General features: G+C 64.7%; 15 protein-coding genes. 6 read left to right on the forward strand and 9 right to left on the reverse strand.

The window, feature by feature from the left end:
* Position 1 precedes the first annotated feature (1 nt).
* Complete coding sequence (locus tag NCS00_RS04955; RefSeq protein ID WP_250439441.1) at positions 2 to 976, forward strand: quinone oxidoreductase family protein; 975 nt, start codon at positions 2 to 4, stop codon at positions 974 to 976.
* Positions 977 to 1,007: 31 nt separating this feature from the next.
* A complete protein-coding gene (gene kdpE / locus NCS00_RS04960; RefSeq protein ID WP_008350616.1) occupies positions 1,008 to 1,706 on the forward strand; it encodes a two-component system response regulator KdpE in 699 nt (232 codons plus the stop codon).
* On the opposite strand, the gene NCS00_RS04965 is transcribed toward kdpE, so the two are convergent.
* The 7 genes from NCS00_RS04965 to NCS00_RS04995 form a co-directional block, all read right to left on the reverse strand.
* On the reverse strand, positions 1,682 to 2,359 hold the full coding sequence (locus NCS00_RS04965; RefSeq protein ID WP_008350614.1) for an SDR family oxidoreductase: 678 nt from the start codon (positions 2,357 to 2,359) through the stop codon (positions 1,682 to 1,684). The genes kdpE and NCS00_RS04965 overlap by 25 nt on opposite strands.
* A 275-nt stretch (positions 2,360 to 2,634) precedes the next feature.
* Positions 2,635 to 5,970 carry an efflux RND transporter permease subunit gene (locus NCS00_RS04970; protein WP_250439444.1) on the reverse strand — a complete coding sequence of 1,112 codons (3,336 nt, stop codon included), beginning with the start codon at positions 5,968 to 5,970 and terminating at the stop codon, positions 2,635 to 2,637.
* 3 nt (positions 5,971 to 5,973) lie between these two features.
* A complete protein-coding gene (locus NCS00_RS04975) occupies positions 5,974 to 9,093 on the reverse strand; it encodes an MdtB/MuxB family multidrug efflux RND transporter permease subunit (protein ID WP_250439446.1) in 3,120 nt (1,039 codons plus the stop codon).
* 15 nt (positions 9,094 to 9,108) lie between these two features.
* On the reverse strand, positions 9,109 to 10,473 hold the full coding sequence (locus NCS00_RS04980; protein ID WP_250434328.1) for an MdtA/MuxA family multidrug efflux RND transporter periplasmic adaptor subunit: 1,365 nt from the start codon (positions 10,471 to 10,473) through the stop codon (positions 9,109 to 9,111).
* A 321-nt stretch (positions 10,474 to 10,794) separates the two neighbouring features.
* Positions 10,795 to 11,628 (reverse strand): IclR family transcriptional regulator, encoded by an 834-nt coding sequence (locus tag NCS00_RS04985; protein ID WP_008350606.1) that lies wholly within the window; start codon positions 11,626 to 11,628, stop codon positions 10,795 to 10,797.
* Positions 11,629 to 12,139: 511 nt separating this feature from the next.
* Positions 12,140 to 12,448: a hypothetical protein gene (locus NCS00_RS04990; protein WP_144403775.1), complete on the reverse strand. Its 309-nt coding sequence runs from the start codon at positions 12,446 to 12,448 to the stop codon at positions 12,140 to 12,142.
* Positions 12,449 to 12,642: 194 nt separating this feature from the next.
* A complete protein-coding gene (locus tag NCS00_RS04995) occupies positions 12,643 to 13,224 on the reverse strand; it encodes a DJ-1/PfpI family protein (protein ID WP_250439448.1) in 582 nt (193 codons plus the stop codon).
* Between the two features lie 177 nt (positions 13,225 to 13,401).
* On the opposite strand from NCS00_RS04995, the gene NCS00_RS05000 reads away from it, so the two are divergent.
* Positions 13,402 to 13,875: a BCAL1086 family glycoprotein gene (locus NCS00_RS05000; protein ID WP_051079045.1), complete on the forward strand. Its 474-nt coding sequence runs from the start codon at positions 13,402 to 13,404 to the stop codon at positions 13,873 to 13,875.
* 115 nt (positions 13,876 to 13,990) lie between these two features.
* Positions 13,991 to 16,663: a mechanosensitive ion channel family protein gene (locus NCS00_RS05005; RefSeq protein WP_250439451.1), complete on the forward strand. Its 2,673-nt coding sequence runs from the start codon at positions 13,991 to 13,993 to the stop codon at positions 16,661 to 16,663.
* Between the two features lie 6 nt (positions 16,664 to 16,669).
* Here the strand turns inward: NCS00_RS05005 and NCS00_RS05010 are convergent, their stop codons facing one another.
* The gene (locus NCS00_RS05010; RefSeq protein WP_051079032.1) at positions 16,670 to 17,278 is read right to left on the reverse strand and encodes a cysteine dioxygenase family protein; all 609 of its coding nucleotides are present in this window, start codon (positions 17,276 to 17,278) and stop codon (positions 16,670 to 16,672) included.
* Positions 17,279 to 17,405: 127 nt separating this feature from the next.
* Here NCS00_RS05010 and NCS00_RS05015 point away from each other — a divergent pair, with 127 nt between their 5' ends.
* Together NCS00_RS05015 and NCS00_RS05020 are read left to right on the forward strand one after the other, a co-directional pair.
* The gene (locus tag NCS00_RS05015) at positions 17,406 to 17,879 is read left to right on the forward strand and encodes an Lrp/AsnC family transcriptional regulator (protein ID WP_033536869.1); all 474 of its coding nucleotides are present in this window, start codon (positions 17,406 to 17,408) and stop codon (positions 17,877 to 17,879) included.
* A 281-nt stretch (positions 17,880 to 18,160) separates the two neighbouring features.
* Entirely contained in the window at positions 18,161 to 18,382 is a 222-nt protein-coding gene (locus NCS00_RS05020) for a hypothetical protein (protein WP_008350594.1), read from the forward strand.
* A 7-nt stretch (positions 18,383 to 18,389) separates the two neighbouring features.
* Here the strand turns inward: NCS00_RS05020 and NCS00_RS05025 are convergent, their stop codons facing one another.
* Positions 18,390 to 20,936 carry an FUSC family protein gene (locus NCS00_RS05025; protein ID WP_250439453.1) on the reverse strand — a complete coding sequence of 849 codons (2,547 nt, stop codon included), beginning with the start codon at positions 20,934 to 20,936 and terminating at the stop codon, positions 18,390 to 18,392.
* Positions 20,937 to 20,964: the final 28 nt, after the last annotated feature.

Here is a 20,964-nt window from a genome sequence, read left to right on the forward strand (position 1 = left end):
GATGACCAAGGCAATCCGATTTGACAAGGCAGGCGGCCCCGAAGTCATGAAGTGGGTCGACGTGGACGTGGGCGCGCCGGGCAAGGGCGAAATCCGCGTGAAGCATCATGCGGTGGGCCTCAATTTCATCGACGTGTACTTTCGCACCGGCCTGTATCCGATGCCGCTGCCGGGCGGCCTCGGCATGGAAGCGGCCGGCGAGGTGACGGCGGTGGGCGAGGGCATCACGCAGTTCAAGCCGGGCGATCGCGTCGCCTATGCGTCGCGCCCGCCGGGCGCCTATGCGGAAGAGCGCGTGATGTCGGCGGATTACGTCGTCAAGCTGCCCGATTCGATCGGCTACGAAGATGCCGCGTCGATCATGCTGCAGGGTTTGACCGCGCAATATCTGCTGCGCCGGACGTATCGCGTGAAGGCGGGCGACACGGTGCTGATCCACGCGGCGGCCGGCGGCGTCGGCATGCTCGCGTGTCAGTGGGCGAAGGCGCTCGGCGCGACGGTGATCGGCACGGTCGGCTCCGACGAGAAAGCCGAGCTCGCGAAGGCGCACGGCTGCGATCATCCGATCGTCTACGCGCGCGAGAATTTCACGCAGCGCGTGCGCGAGATCACGAACGGCGCGGGCGTGCCTGTCGTCTACGATTCGATCGGCAAGGACACGTATATCGCGTCGCTAGATTGCCTGTCGCCGCTTGGGCTTTTCGTGAGCTTCGGCAATTCGTCGGGCCCGTTGCCGCCGCTCGATTCGTCGGAGCTGGCCGGTCGCGGCTCGCTGTATTTCACGCGGCCGACGCTTTTCAGCTACATCGCCAAACGCAGCGATCTCGACACGATGGCGGCGGAACTGTTCGATGTCGTGTCGTCGGGGAAAGTGAAGACGAACGTGCGCCAGCGTTATCCGCTGTCGGAAGCGGCGCGCGCGCACGAAGACCTCGAAGCGCGCAGGACGACCGGCTCGACGATTCTTCTGCCGTGAAGCGACGCGAAACCGCGCGGACGGCTATCCGATGAGCGAGCCGTCCTTTACCGTCGTCCTGATCGAGGATGAGAAGCAGATTCGGCGCTTCGTGCGCGTGTCGCTCGAAGCGCAGGGCATGACGGTCCACGAAGCGGACACCGGTCAGAAAGGTCTCGTCGAAGCCGCGACGCGCAAGCCCGATCTCGTGATCGTCGATCTCGGCCTGCCGGACACCGACGGCATCGACGTGATCCGCGAACTGCGCGGCTGGACCGAGCTGCCGATCATCGTGCTGTCGGCGCGCACGCAGGAGGAGGAGAAAGTCGCCGCGCTCGATGCCGGCGCCGACGATTACCTCACGAAGCCCTTCGGCGTTTCCGAGCTGATGGCGCGGATTCGCGCGCATTTGCGGCGGCGCAATCAGGCGTCCGCGAGCGAGACGCCGGTCGTGACTTTCGGCGATGTGACCGTCGATCTCGCGCTGCGCCGCGTCACGAAGCACGCCGAAAACGTGCATCTGACGCCGATCGAATACCGGCTGCTATCGACGCTCGTGCGTCACGCGGGGCGAGTGCTGACGCATCGGCAATTGCTGGTGGAAGTGTGGGGGCCGTCGCATGTCGAAAGCCCGCATTATCTGCGCATTTACATGGCGCATCTGCGGCAGAAGCTGGAGCGCGATCCCGCGCAGCCGGAACATATCGTGACCGAGACGGGCGTGGGTTACAGGCTCGTCGGCGTGGCGTGACGGACCGCGCTGAGCGAAGCGAGCGCGGTATCGATCGGCACGTCGCCGCCGACGAACGCGATCAATCGGTCGCGGATGCCGAGCGTCACACATCGCACGGCGATGCGCGCGACGTCGGCGCGTGCGACTTCGGGCGTGTGTTCAGTGAGTTCGTCGGCGAGCGCGATGGTCCCGCGCGGCGGCGCGTCCGATAAAGGCCCTGGCCGAAGAACCGCGAACGGCACACCGCGATGCGCGACGTATTCGTCGGCTTCGCGCTTCATCCGCGAGTAATGGCGCAATGCAAAACTGCTTCGCGCCGGATGAAGTGCGGATAGCGCGCTCACGACGACGAGCTGCTGCACGCGGCGGCGCCTGGCGTAATCGGCGGTGCGCATGACGGCATCGCGATCGATCGCGCGTTCCTCGTTGACGCCTTCGTTGTCCGCCGATCCGGCTGCGTAGATCACATGCGTGATGTCATCGAAGGCGTGAGAAAAGTCGTTGGTGAGATCGCCTAGCAGGATTTCGGCGCCCATCGCCGCGAACTCGCTCTTGTGCGCGGATTTGCGCAGCATTGCGCGGAATGGCATGGCTTGCCGATGCAATCGCTCGGCGATGAGGCGGCCCGTGCGGCCGTGGGCGCCGATCAGCAGAACCTTCAGCGAGTTCATGTGCGGAAGTCTCCTTTGCTTGCGGTTCCTTTTTTTTGGTCGGTGGCTTCGGCTTTCGCCGGATCCCGGTTTCGTGTCGGTCTATTAACGTTGCCCCTGTGCGGGGCGGCAGTGCTAATAGACCGAGAGCAAAACGGGATCCGGCGAAGGACCAAGAACAAACGCCCACTCCGGCATCCGGCGACGGACCAAGAACAAACGCCCACTCCGGGATCCGGCGAAGGACCAACAACAAACGCCCACTCCGCGATCCGGAGAAAACAAAGAGCAAAACCTCACTCCGCCGCGCCAGCCGGCCCCGCCCCGCGCTGCCGCCGAGCGCGCCGTTCTTCCGCGCGAATCCGAAACCGATCCATATAAAGATAGACCACAGGCGTCGTATAGAGCGTGAGCATTTGACTCACGATCAACCCGCCAACGATCGCGATCCCGAGCGGCGCACGCATCTCCGAACCTTCGCCGCTGCCGAACGCCAGCGGCAGCGCACCGAGCAGGGCGGCGGCGGTCGTCATCATGATCGGGCGAAAGCGCAACAGACACGCCTCGCGGATCGCGTCCTGCGGCGTCTGCGCGCCGTGGCGCGTCGCCTCGATCGCGAAATCGACCATCATGATCGCGTTCTTCTTCACGATGCCGATCAGCAGAATAACCGCGATCAGCGCGATGATGCTGAACTCCGTCTTGAACAACAGCAACGCGAGCAGCGCACCGATGCCCGCCGACGGCAAAGTAGAGAGAATCGTGATCGGATGGATGTAGCTCTCGTACAGAATCCCGAGCACGATGTAAACCGCTGCGAGCGCCGCCAGAATAAGGAGCGGCTGGTCGTTGAGCGATTGCTGGAACGCCTGCGCCGTGCCCTGGAAGCTGCCGTGAATGGTCTGCGGCACGCCGATCGTGGCCATGGTCTCGTAGATCGCCGCGGTCGCGTCGGAGAGCGACTTGCCCGGCGGCAAATTGAACGAGATCGTCGATGCGACGAACTGGCTCTGGTGATTCACCGAAAGCGGCGTGTTGCCGGGCCCGAACTTCGCAATCGCGGAAAGCGGCACCATCGTTTCCTTCGATGTCGACACCGCAGCACCCGACGACGACCCGTTCTTGCCCGTCGCGGCGATCGCGTTGGTCGCCGAGTTCTTCACGGCGGCCAGCGCAAGGGCAGCGGTTGTGTCGGACGTGCTCGTCGAGGAACCGCCCGCGCCCGTCGATCCCGTCGCCGAAGTGGACGCGGTCGTCGTCGTGCCGGACGTGGTCGTCGATTGCGTCGATGCCGAACCGCTCGCCGTGCCGCCCGACGTGCTGATGTAAATCTGCTTGAGCATCTCCGGGTCCTGCCAGTATTTCGGCGCGAGCTCCATCACGACGTGATACTGCGACAGCGGGTTGTAGATGGTCGATACCTGCCGCTGGCCGAATGCGTCGTAGAGCGTGTTGTCGATCTGCGCGGGCTTGATGCCGAGGCGCGCGGCCGTCGCGCGGTCGAACGTGACCATCGCTTCGAGGCCGCCTTGCTGCTGGTCGGAATTGACATCGGCGAGTTCGGGGCGCTTTTGCAGCGCCTCGGTGAGAAGCGGCCCCCACTTGTACAAGTCCGCCGTGGAGTCGGACAGCAGCGTGAACTGATATTGCGCGTTCGATTGCCGCCCGCCCACGCGAATGTCCTGCACCGCCTGAAGGAAGGTGCGCGCGCCGGCGACATCCGCGAGCGGCTTGCGCAGGCGGTTGATGACCTGATCGGCGGACACCTTGCGCACGCTCTTCGGTTTGAGCGAGATGAACATGAAGCCCGAATTGGTCGAGCGCCCGCCCGTGAAGCCCGCGACGCTGTCGACGGCCGGGTCCGCTTCGACGATCTTCATCATCTCGGCGAACTTGAGTTTCATCGCCTGGAACGACGTGCTCTGGTCCGCCTGAATGCCGCCGATGATGCGGCCCGTGTCCTGCTGCGGGAAAAAGCCCTTCGGCACGATGACGTACAGATAAACGTTCAGCCCGATGGTCGCCAGCAGGATCAGGAGAATCGTGCGCGGATGCGTGAGCGCCCAGCCGAGCGTGCGCGCATAGCCGCGCTGCATGCGATCGAACTGGCGCTCCAGCCAGCGCGCGACGCGGCCTTCCTGCTTGCGCTCGTGCGGCTCTTCGAGCAGGCGCGAGCACATCATCGGCGTGACGGTCAGCGAGACGACGAGCGACACCGCGATCGCGAGCGACAGCGTGAGCGCGAACTCGCGGAACAGCCGCCCGACGATGCCGCCCATCAGCAAAATGGGCAGGAACACGGCGACGAGCGACACGCTGATCGACAGCACCGTGAAGCCGACTTCGCGCGCGCCGAGTATGGCGGCCTGCATCCGCGGCACGCCTTTTTCCACATGCCGCGTGATGTTCTCGAGCACGACGATCGCGTCGTCGACGACGAAGCCCGTCGCGATGGTCAGCGCCATCAGCGAGAGATTGTCGAGCGAGAAGCCGAGCAGATACATCGCCGCGAACGTGCCGATGATCGAGATCGGCACGGCGACGCTCGGTATCAGCGTCGCGCGCCAGTTGCGCAGGAACAGGAACACGACCATCACGACGAGCGCCACGGCGATCACGAGCGTGAGCTCGGTATCGTGCAGCGATGCGCGGATGGTCGTGGAGCGGTCGGCGGTCGGCGTGATCTGCACGTCGGCGGGAAGCGCGGCCTGCAACTGCGGCAGCATCGACTTCACGCGGTCGATCGTCTCGATGATGTTCGCGCCCGGCTGGCGATACAGGATCACGAGCACCGCGCGCTTGTTGTTGATGAGGCCGAGATTGCGCAAGTCTTCGACGGAATCGACCACTTCGCCGACATCCGAAAGCTTCACCGCCGCGCCGTTGCGGTACGCGACCACGAGGTCCCTGTACTGCGCGGCCTTGCTCGCCTGATCGTTGGTGTAGAGCTGGACGCGCGTGCCCTTGAACTCGATCGCGCCCTTCGGACTGTTCGCGTTCGCCGACGCCAGCGCGGCGCGCACGTCCTCCAGCCCGATGCCGTAGTGAAAGAGCGCACCCGGCTCGAGCTCGACGCGCACGGCCGGATTCGCCGAGCCGCTCACGTCCACTTCGCCGACGCCCGGCACGGTCGAGAGCGTCTGCTGCAGCACGGTCGCCGCCGAATCGTAGAGCGAGCCCGCCGTGCGCGTGGGCGAGGAGAGCGCGAGCACGAGAATCGGCGCGTCGGCGGGGTTGACCTTGTGGTACGTCGGATTCTGGCGCAGCGCGGTCGGCAGGTCGGCGCGCGCGGCGTTGATCGCGGCCTGCACGTCGCGCGCGGCGCCGTCGATATCGCGATTCAGGCCGAATTGCAGCGTGATGCGCGTCGTGCCGACAGAGCTCATCGAGGTCATTTCGCTGACATCGGCGATGGTGCCCAGATGTCGCTCCAGCGGACTCGCGACGCTCGTCGCCACCGTCTCCGGACTCGCGCCGGGCAAGGACGCCTGCACGGAGATGGTCGGAAAATCGACTTGCGGCAACGGCGCCACCGGCAAGCGCACGAACGCGAACATGCCCGCGAGCGCGATGCCGACCGCGAGCAGCGTCGTGGCGACGGGCCGGGCGATGAAGATGCGCGACAGGTTCATGACTCAGCGGCCCTCGCTGGCCGGGGCCGGCGGCGCGTCGCGATGAAAGCGCGCGCGCAGCTTGCGGGCGAGCGAATCGAAGCCGAGATAGATGACGGGCGTCGTGAACAGCGTGAGCAACTGCGACACGATCAGGCCGCCGACGATCGCCACGCCGAGCGGACGCCGCAGCTCCGAGCCCGCGCCCCAACCGAGCATCAGCGGCAGTGCGCCGAGGAGCGCGGCCATCGTGGTCATCAGAATCGGGCGGAAGCGCAGCAGACACGCCTGGAAGATCGCTTCGCGCGGGGGCTTGCCCTGATCGCGCTCCGCTTCGAGCGCGAAGTCGATCATCATGATCGCGTTTTTCTTCACGATGCCGATCAGAAGCACGATGCCGATGATGCCGATGATGTCCAGATCGTGCCCGGTGATCATCAGCGAGAGCAGGGCGCCGACGCCTGCGGACGGCAGCGTCGAGAGAATCGTGATCGGATGGATGAAGCTCTCGTACAGCACGCCGAGCACGATATACATCGTGACGATGGCCGCGAGAATCAGGAACAGCTCGTTCGACAGCGACGCCTGGAACGCGAGCGCGGCGCCCTGATAGCGGATCTGGAACGACGCGGGCAAGCCGATTTCCTCCTTGGCCTGCTCGATTGCTTTCACGGCCTCCCCGAGCGACGCGCCCTTCGCGAGATTGAAGGAAACGGTCGTCGCCGGGAACTGGCCGAGGTGCGTGACGAGCAAGGGCGCCGCGCGTTCGTGGAACTTCGCGATGGCCGAGAGCGGCACCTGACCGTTGGTCGCGGTGGAAGAGGGCAGATAGATGCCGTTCAGCGTTTCGCTGTAATGCGCGTCGGACGGTTCGGCTTCGAGAATCACGCGGTACTGGTTCGATTGCGTGAAAATCGTCGAGATGATGCGCTGGCCGAATGCATCGTAGAGCGCATTGTCGACGGTCGCGGGCGTGATGCCGAAGCGCGCGGCTGTCTCGCGGTCGATCTCGATATACACCGACTGGCCGTTCTGCTGCAGATCGGTGGCGACGTCCGTCAGCACGGACGTGTGTTGCAGCCGCTCGACGAGCTTTGGCACCCATTCCGCGAACTCCGACGCGTTCGGGTCCGTCAGCATGAACTGATACTGCGTCGGGCTGACGGTCGAATCGATCGTCAAATCCTGCACCGGCTGCATGTACAGCTTGATGCCGGGAATATCGGCGACTTCGCTCTGAATCTCGCGGATGACATCGCTCGACGTATTGCTGCGGTCGTCGCGCGGCTTCAGGTTGATGAGCATGCGCCCGCTGTTCAGCGTGATGTTCGAGCCGTCCACGCCGACGAACGAGGTGAGGCTTTCGACGTCCGGGTTCTGCAGAATCTTCTTCGCGAGCGCCTGCTGCTGGTCCGCGACAGCCTGATACGACGCGGCCTGCGGCGCCTGCGTAATCGCCTGGATCACGCCGGTGTCCTGCGTCGGGAAAAAGCCCTTCGGAATGTACACGTACAGCACGGCGGTCAGAATGAGCGTGAGCACGAAGACGAACAGCGTCGCGCGTTGGCGCGCGAGCACCCATTCCAGCGCGACCGCGTAACGCCCGATCACGTAATCGATGAACTGATGCGCGCGCGCCTCGAAGCGCTTGCTTTCCTTCGGCGGCGTGTGGCGCAGAAGTTTTGCGCACATCATCGGCACGAGCGTGAGCGAGACGATTGCCGAAATGACGATGGTCACCGCGAGCGTGATCGCGAACTCGTGGAAGAGGCGGCCGACGACATCGCCCATGAAAAGCAGCGGAATCAGCACGGCGATGAGCGAGACCGTCAGCGAGATGATGGTGAAGCCGATCTGCTTCGAACCCTTCAGCGCCGCTTCGAGCGGCGGATCGCCTTCCTCGACGTAACGCGCGATGTTCTCGATCATCACGATGGCGTCGTCGACCACGAAGCCGGTCGCGATGGTCAGCGCCATCAGCGAGAGGTTGTCGAGCGAGAAGCCGCACAGGTACATGATCGCGAGTGTGCCGACGAGCGACAGCGGCACCGACAAGCTCGGAATGATGGTCGCGTAGACGTTCGCGAGGAACAGATAGATGACGAGCACGACCAGCACGACGGACAGCGCGAGTTCGAACTGCACGTCGCGCACCGAAGCGCGGATGGTCGTCGTGCGGTCCGTGACGACGCGCACGTCGAGCGCGGCCGGCAGCGATTGCTGCAATTGCGGCAGGACCTTCTTGATGCCGTCGACCACCGCAATCACGTTCGCGCCCGGCTGACGCTGCACGTTCAGGATGATCGCGGGCGTCGAATCGACCCATGCGCCGAGCTTCGTGTTCTCCGGCCCCTCGACGATGCTCGCGACGTCCGTCAGCATCACCGGACGGCCGTTGCGATACGCGACGACCGCGCTCTTGTACGCGTTGGCGTCGGTGAGCTGGTCGTTCGCGTTGATGGTGTAGGCGCGCGTCGGGCCGTCGAAGTTGCCCTTCGGCGTGTTGACGTTGAGGTTCGAGATCGTCGTGCGCAGATCGTCGATGTTCAGGCCATACGACGCCAGCGCGCGCGTGTTCGCGCGAATCCGCACGGCAGGGCGATTGCCGCCGCTCACCGATACGAGGCCGACGCCCGCGACCTGCGAGATCTTCTGCGCGAGACGCGTGTCGGCGAGGTCTTGCACTTGTGTCAGCGGCAAGGTTTTCGAGCTGACCGCGAGCGTCATGATCGGCGCGTCTGCGGGGTTCACCTTTGCGTAGATCGGGGGCGCGGGCAGGTCGGACGGCAGCAGGTTGCCCGCTGCGTTGATCGCCGCCTGCACTTCCTGTTCGGCGATATCGAGCGGCAAATCAAGGCTGAACTGCAGCGTGATGACCGATGCGCCCGCGGAGCTTTGCGACGACATCTGGTTCAGGCTCGCCATCTGCCCGAACTGCTTTTCGAGCGGCGCCGTGACGCTCGACGTCATCACGTCGGGCGACGCGCCCGGATAGAACGTCTGGACCTGGATCGTCGGATAGTCGACGGCGGGCAGCGCCGAGAGCGGCAAAAAGCGCAACGCGACGAGGCCGACCAGCATGATCGCCGCCATCAGGAGCGCCGTGCCGACCGGACGCAGAATAAAAATGCGGGATGGATTCATGCTTTCGAATTGCGCTTACTGCTGCGATTGCTGACGCCGATGACCGCCGTGGCGCGCACCCGACGCCGCCGAAGCTGGCGCCGCAGCCGACGCGCCCGATGCACCCGACGCGCCCGACGCGCCCGATGCCGCTTTCGCCTTTTCAGCCGGAATCGTGATTTTCGCGCCTTCCTTCAGGCGGTCCGAGCCGTCGATGACCACGCGCTCGCCGACTTGCAGTCCGGATTTGATGCTGGTGCGCTCGCCGTCGACCGGGCCGGTTTTCACGTTGCGCACGGTGACGGTGTTGTCCGGCTTCACGACGTACACGAACGCGCCCGACGAACCGTTGAGCACCGCCGGCGTCGGCACGATGGTCGCGTTCTTGATGACATCGACGAGCAGCTTCGTGTTCACGAACTGATTCGGGAAAAGCATGCCTTCCTTGTTGTCGAAGGTAGCGCGCAGCTTGACGGTGCCGGTCGTCGTGTCGATCTGGTTGTCGACGGTCTCGAGATAGCCCGCTTCGAGCGACGTGGTATTGGCGCGGTCATACGCCGTGACCGACATCTTCGTGCCCGCGTGCAGCGGCTTGAGAATCGCGGCGAGATTGTCTTCGGACGTGGTGAAGATCACGCTGATCGGCTGCAACTGCGTGATGACGACGACGCCGTTCGTGTCGCCCGTCGTCACGTAGTTGCCCGGATCGACCTGACGCAAGCCGACGCGCCCCGACACCGGCGCCGTGATGCGCGCGTAGGTCAGATCGAGCTTGTAGGTATCGACGTTGGCCTGATCCGACTTCACCGCGCCTTCGTACTGCTTGACGAGCGACGCCTGCGTGTCGACCTGCTGTTTCGCGATGGAATCCTGCGAGAGCAGCGTCTGATAGCGCTGCAGGTCGAGGCGCGCGGTCTGCAGCAGCGCCTGGTCTTTCGCGAGCGTGCCCTCGGCGTTGCGCAGCGAGATTTCATACGGACGCGGATCGATCTGCGCGAGCACGTCGCCCTTCTTGACCATCTGGCCTTCCTTGAACGCGACATCGACGAGCGTGCCGTTCAACTGCGTCTTGACCGTGACGTTCGCGAGCGGCGTCACGGTGCCGAGCGAATTGATGACCACGGGCATTTCGCCTTGCGTGACGGTCGCGACATGCACCGGCTGCGGCTGATTCATCGGATTCGGCATGCCGCGCCTTCCGCCTTGACGGGCTTCCGGCGCGCCGCTCGTGCCGCCGCTCTCGCCGCGATTCCACGGATGCCACCACGCAACTGCGCCGGCGACGATCAGGATCGCGACGATGAGCGGCACGACCCGGCGCCGCCGCGGCGCGGGTTCGATGGCGGCAGGCGTCGGAGGCGTCGGGCGCGAGTGCCCTGGGGGATTCTTTTGGTCGTCCATCGGTTTGGAGGCTGGTCTTTCAAATCTGTTCGGAGCGCGGACGGGCGGCGGTCACGGTTCAAGCGCCAGACGATGCGCCGCGCGCATGAACCGAGACCGAAGCGGAGGCCGTGAATGACGCGGGGCCGTTGAAAGCGGCTGGAAAGGCTGCCTGTCGAGTTAGGCGAGCAATCCGGCGCGACCCCGGTGCGCGCGAAGCATGATGCTACGTCCCGCACCCGAGGGCGTCCACCGGCCTTTCTTTCTGTTGATTACGAGTGTTACACGCGCAACCGGCCGCGCTTTCGAAGGCGTTCGGCCGCGCGGCGGCCGTCGCGTAGTCTAACTGGCGGCGCGCAATAGGTTCGGGGCGTGCGTTCCGCCGATCTCGCGTGTGATCTGCTCGACGCAATCGAGCAGGGCGGGCGCGACCTCGTCGATCAATATGTCGCGCGGACACTGATGCGCGGCGCCGCCGCAATTGACCGAATAGCGTTCTTCGGACGGCCCGACGAAGCCCGCCGCGACCGCATTCAATCCGTGATGCCATTCGCCGATGGAGATCGCGAAGCCGAGGCGCAACGCATCGTCGAGGCCGCGTTGCAAGCCGCCCGCAATGGCCGGCCAGTCGTCGCCGGATGCGATCTGCAAGCTGCCGATCAGCGCACGCCGATCCGCGTCGGACAACACCGCGAGATACGCGCGTCCGACAGCGGTGCGGCTCAGGTCCATCCTGCCGCCGACTTCCAGCCGCGACACCAGAACGGCGGACCGCGGCCGAATGGCATCGATTACAACCATCTCCAAACGATCGCGCACGGCGAGGTGCACCGAGAGACCAGTGCGCTCGGCGAGACGGATAAGAAACGGGCGCGCTCGAGCGCGAATATCGAAATTACGTAAGAATCCGTTGCTCAGTTCGAGAACGGACGCCGTCAGCACGAAGCGCTCGCTGTCGGGCAAGCGGTGCAGCAATCCGGCGCCGACGAGCGTCGCGGTGATCCGGGATATCGTGGGCTTCGGAATTCCCGTCCAGTCGGTCAGTTCTCGATTGCTCACCGGCGCGTCCGCGGCGGCGATCCGGCGCAGCACATCGAGCCCGCGGGCGAGCGCGGTGACTTCCTCGCCGTCCTTCTCCCGGGCGCGTTCGCGGCCCACCGACGGTTCGTTTTGCATAGGCATTCGTTAAGTGAAACATCGTTTTGTTTGATGACCTGGCGCAATTCTACAAGGCCAGCACGAGAAACTTGCAAACGATGCAAACCTTCAGAATAAGCTGTACCCGCAATGAAACTTTTATGTGTTTCGGTGCATGTTGAACGAAACTTGGGCAGTTGCCCGGACCGCGAGATTTTGCTTGACTTGAGCAGCGATCCCGGAAAAAATGGAACCGAATTTCGAAACCCGGGGTGACGTGCGCTTCAGCGCTTACCGCCCGAGCTTCGGAGACAGGCTCTCAGGTTCTAGCACGGCCCTCGGAATGGCTAGAACTTTTAAGGCGCTACGGAAACGTAGCGCCTTTTTTTTCGTCCGTGCGTTCGTCGAAAGTCTTGGCGCGAATATACCGGAAAGCGCGGGGGAGCCGGGTCTCGTCGTTCGGACGTCGAAAGGAAATGATGGGGAGAGAAGCGGCAGTCATCTTCGCTGCCGAAAGCAAAACGCGGCGCAATGTGCGCCGCGCTGGAGATCAATACATGTTCGCAAACACGCGTGGCTGCCGAAGCAAGCGTTTGCCGCGCCCGATCCAGTAGACCGCTGCGCACACCAGCAATAGCGCGACCGAGTACACGACGAGCGGCGAAATTCGTTCGGGCGCGGGCGGGCTCGTCGCGATGAGCAGAGCCGCGAAGAATGCAGCGCCCGCCTGACAGAAAGCGCGGTGAGCGAGACTGCGACGCATGCGTGGAGTGGTGAAGCGGGAGACAGGGGCGCGAGTGAACGGCTCGAAGAGCATCAACCCTGCGACAAGGGCGACGGCGACATTCATGAAGAGCATGGTGCGAGACTTCGTGGGAGGCGGGACGGCGGCAAATATATGCCAACCGTATAGGGTGCCAAAACCAGAAGTCTCCGAAATGTAGAGGGAAAATTCTATTCGCCGCTCACCGCGGGTAAATCGTTTGCGCCAGCTATATGTAAGGCTGGCGCACCCCGTTGACCAGAGGCGAGGTTCCCCTGCGATGCAAGGTTTCAAAGTTCGATTCGAGTGCCGAGCAGCGTCAGGAATTGCCCGATCCACGCCGGATGCGCGGGCCATGCGGGCGCGGTGACGAAATTCGCATCGGTGATGGCCTCATCGACGGCGATATCGGCGTAAGTCGCGCCCGCGAGCCGCACTTCGGGCGCGCACGCCGGGTACGCGGAAATGCGCCGCCCTTCGATCACGCCCGCCGCCGCGAGCAATTGCGCGCCGTGGCAGACCGCGGCGATCGGCTTGTTCGCCTGCGCGAAGTGCCGCACGAGTTCGAGCACGCGATCGTTCAGGCGCAGATATTCCGGCGCGCGGCCGCCTGCGATCGCGAGCGCGTCGTAACGGGCCGGATCGATGTCGTCGAAGCTCGCATTCAGCGTGAAGCGATGTCCCGGCTTCTCCGTATAAGTCTGATCGCCTTCGAAATCGTGGATCGCCGTCTTCACGGTGTCGCCGCGCTTTTTACCGGGGCACACCGCATCCACCGTATGGCCGACGGCCTGCAACGCCTGAAACGGAACCATCGTTTCATAGTCCTCGGCGAAATCGCCGGTGAGAAACAGAATCTTCTTGGCAGCCATCGCTAACCTCGTCAGGGAATGGGTTGTCGGATGCTCGATGCCGCGCGCCGCTCCATCGCGCTCGCGCCGCGCGGATCAGTCTACTATTCGCGCCGCGCTTCGCATGTGACAGCGCGAAGCGACGCGCACCGACAGCGTATGATGTGCGCGAGTTTCGAGACGAAGGAAGGTATCACCATGCAGATGACTCCCATGACCCGCATCGCCGTGACGCTCGCCGCGCTGGGCGTGCTGGCCGCGTGCGAGAAGCACGACGCAACCGCGGGGCAGGCCGCGAGCGCTCTCAACAATCTGGCGAGCCAGACGAGCCAGAAGTTCGACCAGGCGGCGAGCTACGTCGGCCAGAAGGTCGATGCCGCGAAACAATCGGCGCAGCAGAACATCGACAGCGCCGGATCGATGCCCGATGTCTCCGCGAGCAGCGTCGCCGCGACGGCGCGATCGAACTTCGACAGCGCGGCGAGCGCGACGAACGCCGCGATCAACAATGCCGCGAGCGCGACGGGCGCGGGCTTGCAATCGGCGGGGCGCAAGCTGCAGGAATGGTCCGCGCAGTCGGGCGGCGCGTCGAATCCGCAAGCGAGCGCGCAAGGCTCGGTCGCCGGACCCACGTCCGAGTCCAGCGGCGCGCGCACCGAGATGGATAAATAGAGATGTTTCGTCTGAAAAATCAACGCAGAAGCGCTTAACATTCGGTTACGTCCGCTTTGGGCGGCCTCCCTGTTATAGCCGCTAAACTGGCGGACTTTCAGAAATCGAGACCGTTATGAAGTCACGCAAGCTCGCGCCGCGAAGCGCGGCGGCGTCTGGCGCGATCTCCTGGATGGCGGCGTGCGTGCTGTTGCGCGCCGCACTCGCGCGCCACGCTGCGCGCGCGTTTTCGCTTGCAATGTCGTCGATGCTCGCCGCGCTGGCCGCGTCGATCGTGTTCGCCTCGCCTGCCGTCCAGGCCGCACAGGCCCTCACGCTGCCCACGTTCCAGGAACTGATCACGCCGGCCGCGCCCGCATCCGCACCGGATGCCGCGTCGGCGCCCGCGATGTCCGACGCCGAGATGCTGCGCTCGCTCGACAACATCATCGCCACCCTCGATAGCGACAAGCAGCGCACGGCGCTCGTCGCGCAGCTCAAGCATCTGCGCGATGCGAAGCGCGCCGCCGATTCCACCGCTCCGGCATCCGGCGCGGCGGCGGCCTCCGCGACGGCGGACACCGCCGCGAGCGGCACGGCAGCGGGCGCACAGCCGACTTCGGGAACGACGGCATCGTCGGTCGTGGCGACCATCGCGCAGAACGCGGGCTTGCTGGGCGCGATCGCGTCGGCGCTCACGAACATCGAGGCCGACGTGAAGCGCGGCAAGACGCCTATCGCCTATTGGGTCGGACGCTTCAACGCCGCCGGCAACGAGCTTTTCACGATCGTCACGAGCCAGAGCCGCGAATCGTTCGGCCGCACGCTCTTCAACTATTTCGCGACGCTCGCGGGCTGGGGCGCATGCGCGATGGCGCTCGTCTATCTGCAGCGGCGCGTGCGGGCGCGATTCGGCATCGACAGCGGCCTGCATTCGAACCCGACGACGCGCGAACTGCTGCTCTTCACGCTGCGCCGCGTCGCGCCGTACCTGTTCGCGTTCCTCGCGGCGCTCACGTTCACGCACTACATGCCGCTGTCGCTCGGCCGCACGCTCGCGATGGTCACCGCTTACGCGATCGTCGCGGGCGCGGTGTTCTCCGCAATCTGTCTCATCATGTTCTCGCTGTTCGGCTCGGCGCACCGGCGCGTCGCGGTGAACCTGCTCATCGGCCGCGCGCGGCGGCTTCTCTTTCTGATCGGCACGCTCGGCGCGCTCGGCGACGCCGCCGCGAATTACGACGTCGCGCAGCAGCTCGGCACCAATCTCTCCGCGCTGATCTCGACGTGCGCGAACATGGGCGCCGCGGCGCTCACCGCGTATTTCGCGCTCGCGTTCCAGCGGCCCGTCGCGCATCTGATCCGCAGCCGCACGTACGAGCAGCGCAACACGCGCAAGGCCGCGACCGAGACGTTCGAAGTGGTCGCGTCGCTTTGGCAGTTGCCGCTGCTGCTGCTCGCGTCGGCGTCGGTCGTGGCGACGCTCATGGGCATCGGTACGTCGGAAAACGTGCTGCAGATGGCGATCGCCACCGCGGGCCTGCTCGTCGTCGCGTTCTTTCTCTCGGCGATCGTCGTGCGTATCACGCGGCCCAAGTCGAGAAAACCGCGCCGCCAGTCGGCGTATGTGCGCAGGCTCGTCAAGTTCGTCGGCACGATGATCGTGGTCGGCGTCTGGCTCGTGTTCCTCGAATTGTCGTCGCGTTTCTGGGGATTCTCGCTCGCGCACATGGCCGAGGAGAGCGTCGCCGCGCGCGGCATCACGCACGCGGTCGGGATGATCGTGCTGACGTTCTTCGTCGTCTGGCTGATCTGGATTCTGATCGACACGGGCATTCAGGAAGCGCTCAGGCCCGACGCGGCGCGGCGTGGCGGACGCGGCCCGAGCATGCGCGCCCGCACGATGCTGCCGCTCGTGCGCAACGTGGTGTTCGTGTTCCTGCTGACGGTCGCCGCGATCGTCACCGCCGCGAATCTCGGCCTGAATGTGACGCCGCTGCTCGCGGGCGCGGGCGTGATCGGCCTCGCGGTGGGTTTCGGCGCGCAATCGCTCGTGGCGGATCTGATCACCGGGCTTTTCATCATCATCGAGGACACGATTTCTGTCGGCGATTCGATCGAGGTTGAAGGCGGTCACGCGGGCATCGTCGAAAGCCTGACGATCCGCACCGTGCGCCTGCGCGACGGCCAGGGCGCGATCCACGCGATTCCGTTCTCGCAGATCAAGACGGTGAAGAATCTGTCGCGCGATTTCGCGTACGCGGTGTTCGAGGTGCGCGTGCCGTTTTCGGCGGACGTCGACCAGGTCACGCAGATGATTCGCGAAGTCGGCGCGGATCTGCTGGACGATTTCCGCTATCGGCTCGAAATGCTCGGGCCGGTCGAAGTGTGGGGACTCGACCGCTTCGATCCGAACTGGATGGTCGTGAAAGGGCAGATCAAGACGCGCCCGTTGCAGCAATGGAGCGTCGCGCGGGCGTTCAATCTGCGTATCAAGCGCAAGATGGACGAAGCCGGCATCGAGATTCCGGTTCCGCAGATGCACGTGCAAATGACGCGCGACGCGATGTCGGGCGCCGACGCCGAAGGACGCGAGCGCGCGCGGCGCATCTGGACGGGCGAGGCGCCGGCGCCGGTGGAAGAGGAAGAAGAACTCGCGGCCGGGCCGGCCTTTGTGCGCGAGACGAAGATCGCCGCAGCCGCGGCCCGCGACGTTTCGCACGAACCCCAGCCGGCGCCGCCGCCGACCGATCAATCCGTGCAGATTCCGCCGCAGATTCCGACCGCCTCCGAGCCGGGGAAGGGCTGAGCTTTTTCAGGCGGCGAGCAGATCGTTGACGTGTGTGGCGATCTGCTCGCCCGCGACGCCGTAGACATGCAGCGATACGGCGCGCGCGGCGGCATCGGCGGGATTGCCGAGCTGATGAATCGCGCCGCGTCCCGCATCCACATAGGACACCGCGCCCGGCGCGCGCGGATGACGCCGCGTCTCGATCGCGCGATGGGCGACTGCATCCCAGCGATAAAGCGTTTCTTCGAGCGCGCCATCGATCACCGCATAGCCGCACCATGTCCGATGACCATGCACCGGGCTCGCTTGCCCCGGCTCCCAGACGAGCGCGGCGATCGCGTAACGGTTGAGCGGGTCGGCGGCGAGCAGATGACGGCAATAGTTCCGCGGATCGCTCACGCGCTGATCGGGGCGCAGCAGACCCGGATCGGCGATCGCGCGTTGCAGCGCGAGGCGCACGCGCTCGCCGAACGACGCGCGCGAATCCGCTTCGGCGGCGGCGAATGCGGCGTCGATTTCGCGGCACAGTCGTTCGAGCGCGGGGTTTCGGAACGCGGCACAATCGGCGGCCGGGGAAGCCGCCAAAGCCGATGAAGAGGGCCGCGCCAGGCGGCTGACATGTTCGAGTCGCATAGTGGATGAGCCGTCGCGTCGTTGTTGTTCGATCCGCTCATTTATACCGGCTTGCCTCCAGAATTAGTTTCCATATAATTCCGCTCGACCATCAAGAAATAGAATAATTTCCTATAAGGGGTGCAGCATGGGAATGGACCTCATCGACCGCAAGCTGCTCGAATTGCTTCAGCAGGATGTGACGATGCCCATCGCGGAACTCGCGCAGCGCGTGAACCTTTCGCAGACGCCGTGCTGGAAACGCGTGCAGCGTCTGAAAGAGACGGGCGTGATCCGCGCGCAGGTTGCGTTGTGCGATCCGAAGAAGCTGGGCGTCGGGACGACGGTGTTCGTCGCGGTACGCACCAACCAGCACACGCAGACCTGGGCCGACGATTTCACGCGCGCCGTGCGCGATATTCCGGAAGTGGTCGAGGTGTACCGGATGAGCGGCGAGACCGATTATCTGTTGCGCGTCGTGGTGTCGGATATCGACGACTACGATCGCGTCTACAAGCAACTCATTCGCGCCGTGCCGCTGTATGACGTGAGCTCGAGTTTCGCGATGGAGCAGATCAAGTATTCGACGGCGTTGCCGGTGCGCCCCACGCTCGAACCCTGAACCGCCGACACATAAGAAAAGCCGCCCGGGCGGGCGGCTCAACACGTCCGGTCACTAGGTATCCCGGGATTGCCCCTTTAGCCCTTCCCGGGATCGGACGCGCATGGAATCGTGACTAGTATCGTCAATCGGACGGGCCGCGTTCAAGCGCGCGCGTGCAGCAGAGAATTTCGCGATGGCGGCGCGGGTTGCGAAACGACGATGGGCGCCCCGCAATCCAACTGAAACCCAACCCGAGTACCATAGCGGGTTCTTCCCGACACGCCGCCACGAATCCATTCATGAGCCACGACCCCCGCGATCCGCGCCGCCCGGACGGTACGCCGAAAAAGAATCCGACCCGCGCCGTCAGCGTGTTCATCGTCGTCGTGGTGCTGATCGTGATCGGCACGATCCTGTTCAACGCGATCCGCGAGAAGCGCGAGTTCGACGAGGAAAACGCGCAGCCATCCGCGGCGAGCGACGTGCGCCCCGCCGTGCCGGCGGTCGGCGCGTCGCAGTAGGCACGCGTCAAACCGGCAGGCGAATCTGCGCGGCGTCCTTCTCGATCAGCGATGACGCCGTCAGCATCTGCTTGCATTGATGCGCGAGCAGCTTGAGATCGTGAAGCGCATCGGCGGGCAGCGACTGCGCGCGCTCTGCATCGACGACCATCTTGTCCAGATCGCGCCGCAGTTGCTTGAGCGCGTCCGCGTGAGCGGGCGGCGCATCGGGCTTGGCGGCGGCGGGCAGTTCGCCCTCGGCCTCGGCGAGATTGTCGCGTACGATCCCGAAGGTGCGCTGCACCGGCTCGAACGGCTGACCGCCCACCTCGTTGAGCGATTGCAGCAGCGGCGCGGCGGCGGTGATCTGCGAGGCGAGCACATGGCTCTGCACGAGCAGATCGTTCAATTCGGCGGCATACCTTTGCTGCGCCTTGGGCTCCAGCATCATGCGCTGGAACGCCTGCGCGAGATTGGCGAACGCGATATGCACGTTCTTGCGCGCGAGCCGGTAGCGGAAGTCGCGGTCGAGCGCCGTGGCGGTCACCGTCGCCGCGGCGGATGCGCCCTTGCTCGCCGTGGCCGCCGTGCTCTCGCCGATGCTCACCGACGATAAACGCTGCGCCGTCGCGCTCGCGGCTTTCATCGCGGAATCGGCGGCGGGCGGCGGCGTGGCGGCCATCGGCTCGACCGGTTCGCTGACCGCTTCCGCCGTGATCGTCACCGTTTGCGCGGGCGTCGCCACGGCCGACGACGTCGCCGCCACCGCACCCGCATTCGCATCGGCGAACACGGCGCGATCGACCGGCGTTTCGGCCGCCGGCGCGTGAACCGCAGCCGCGCGCGCCTTGTCGGTCTGCGTCCCGCGCCACCACCAGCTCGCTTCGAGATAATTGCGCGTCGCGGCGAGCAGATCCTTCACGGGCTTGCCCATCAGCCGATATTCCCAGTACGGAAACAGATGACTCGCCGCGATCGCGATCGCGCAGCCGACGACGGTGTCGATCGCGCGCTCGCCGATGATCCGCATGTTGCCCGGCGCGAGCAGATGGAACATCAGCAGCACATACGACGACGTGAACACGACGCTCGCCGCATAGTTGAAAAGCAGGAGGCTGTAGCTCATCACCATCGACGCGAACATCACGACGAGCAGGATATGCGGCTCCTTGAAGAACAGGATCAGCGCGATGGTCACCGCGCAGCCGATCGCCGTGCCGATGATCCGCTGCGTGTTGCGCTGCTTGGTGAGCGAGTAGCCGGGCTTCAGAATGATGACGGTCGTCATCACGATCCAGTACGCGTTCGTGAGCGGCAAGAGACGCCCGAGCCAGAAGCCGATACCCACGGCGATCGTCACGCGCAGCGCATGCCGGAAACTCGGCGACGACATCGTGAGGTTCGAGAATATCTGCATGAACGGCACGCGCCGGCTCGATATGAAGCGCGACAGCGCGTGGTCGATCTGCACTTCTGTTTCGGTGACGCTGGGTTCGTCGCGCGTGCGGCGGCGCATCTTGTCGATGAGACGCGTCGCGCTCCACAGACGCCTGAACACGGCGGCCGCCGCCGCGTACGCTTCGGGATTCTTCTCCGGCAGCCCGTGCTTGCGCATCAGTTCCAGTTCGTATTCGATCGCGCGCAGTTCGGCCTTCATGCTGATCTGCCGGCCGGCCGCCTTGTTCTGCAGCACCGCGAGCCCGATTTCCTCGAGATCCGCGCTCGCCTTGCGCATCAGGTCGCGATAGAAGATCAGCACGTCGGAGCCGGCGAACGTCTTTCTCACGAGCGGATAGTCCGTATGCGCGCCGACGAAGAACTCGTGCAGATCGACCACGTTGATGAACAGATTGAAGAGCCGCGCGCGCCGCGCGTTGAGCTTGCCGCTCTTCACCTTCGGCAAGTTGCGCAGCACGATGTCGCGCGCCGCTTCCTGCCGCTCGACGGCCGCAATCTGCTTTTCGATGAGCACGCGATAACACTCGTCGAGATCGGCGTCGCTGTCGTAGAACTCGGCGCGCGCGAGCAGATACTCCGCGCAACTGAAGATGCTTTCGGCCAGCGCCTGCTGCTCGATGCGATAGACGAGCAGCCGTGAGACCAGCGTCGCCCAATACGTGTACCAGAGGCCGCCCAGCAAAATCCACGATGCGTTGATGAGCGCCTGCATCGGCGTGAAATGCTCTTCCAGCGTGACGACCATCATGAAGAGCGTCGCGAAGCTGATCTGCGGCCAGCGATTGCCGTACACGACGATCAGCGACAGCACGAAGGTCAGCGGCACGATGGTCAGCCAGAGCGTGATCGGATTCGCGGTCGCGATGCCCGTTGCGAGCGCCGCAAGAAAGCCGATCACCGTGCACGCGAGCATCTCGTTGTGCTTGTGCCTGAGCGGGCCGGGCATGTCGACGACGCACGCACCGAGCGCGCCGGTCGCGATCGTGAAACCAAGCTCGCGATTGTGAAAGACGGTGAGCATCAGGACGGCGGGCAGCGATACGCCGAGCGCGATGCGCAACCCGCCAAAGAAATACTGGCTGTAAATGAACTTCCTGATTTCGAACGAATAGCGCATCGACTTCCTGTTTTACGCTCGTTGACGT

The organism is Caballeronia sp. AZ1_KS37 (assembly GCF_023631165.1).
GTDB lineage: Bacteria > Pseudomonadota > Gammaproteobacteria > Burkholderiales > Burkholderiaceae > Caballeronia > Caballeronia zhejiangensis.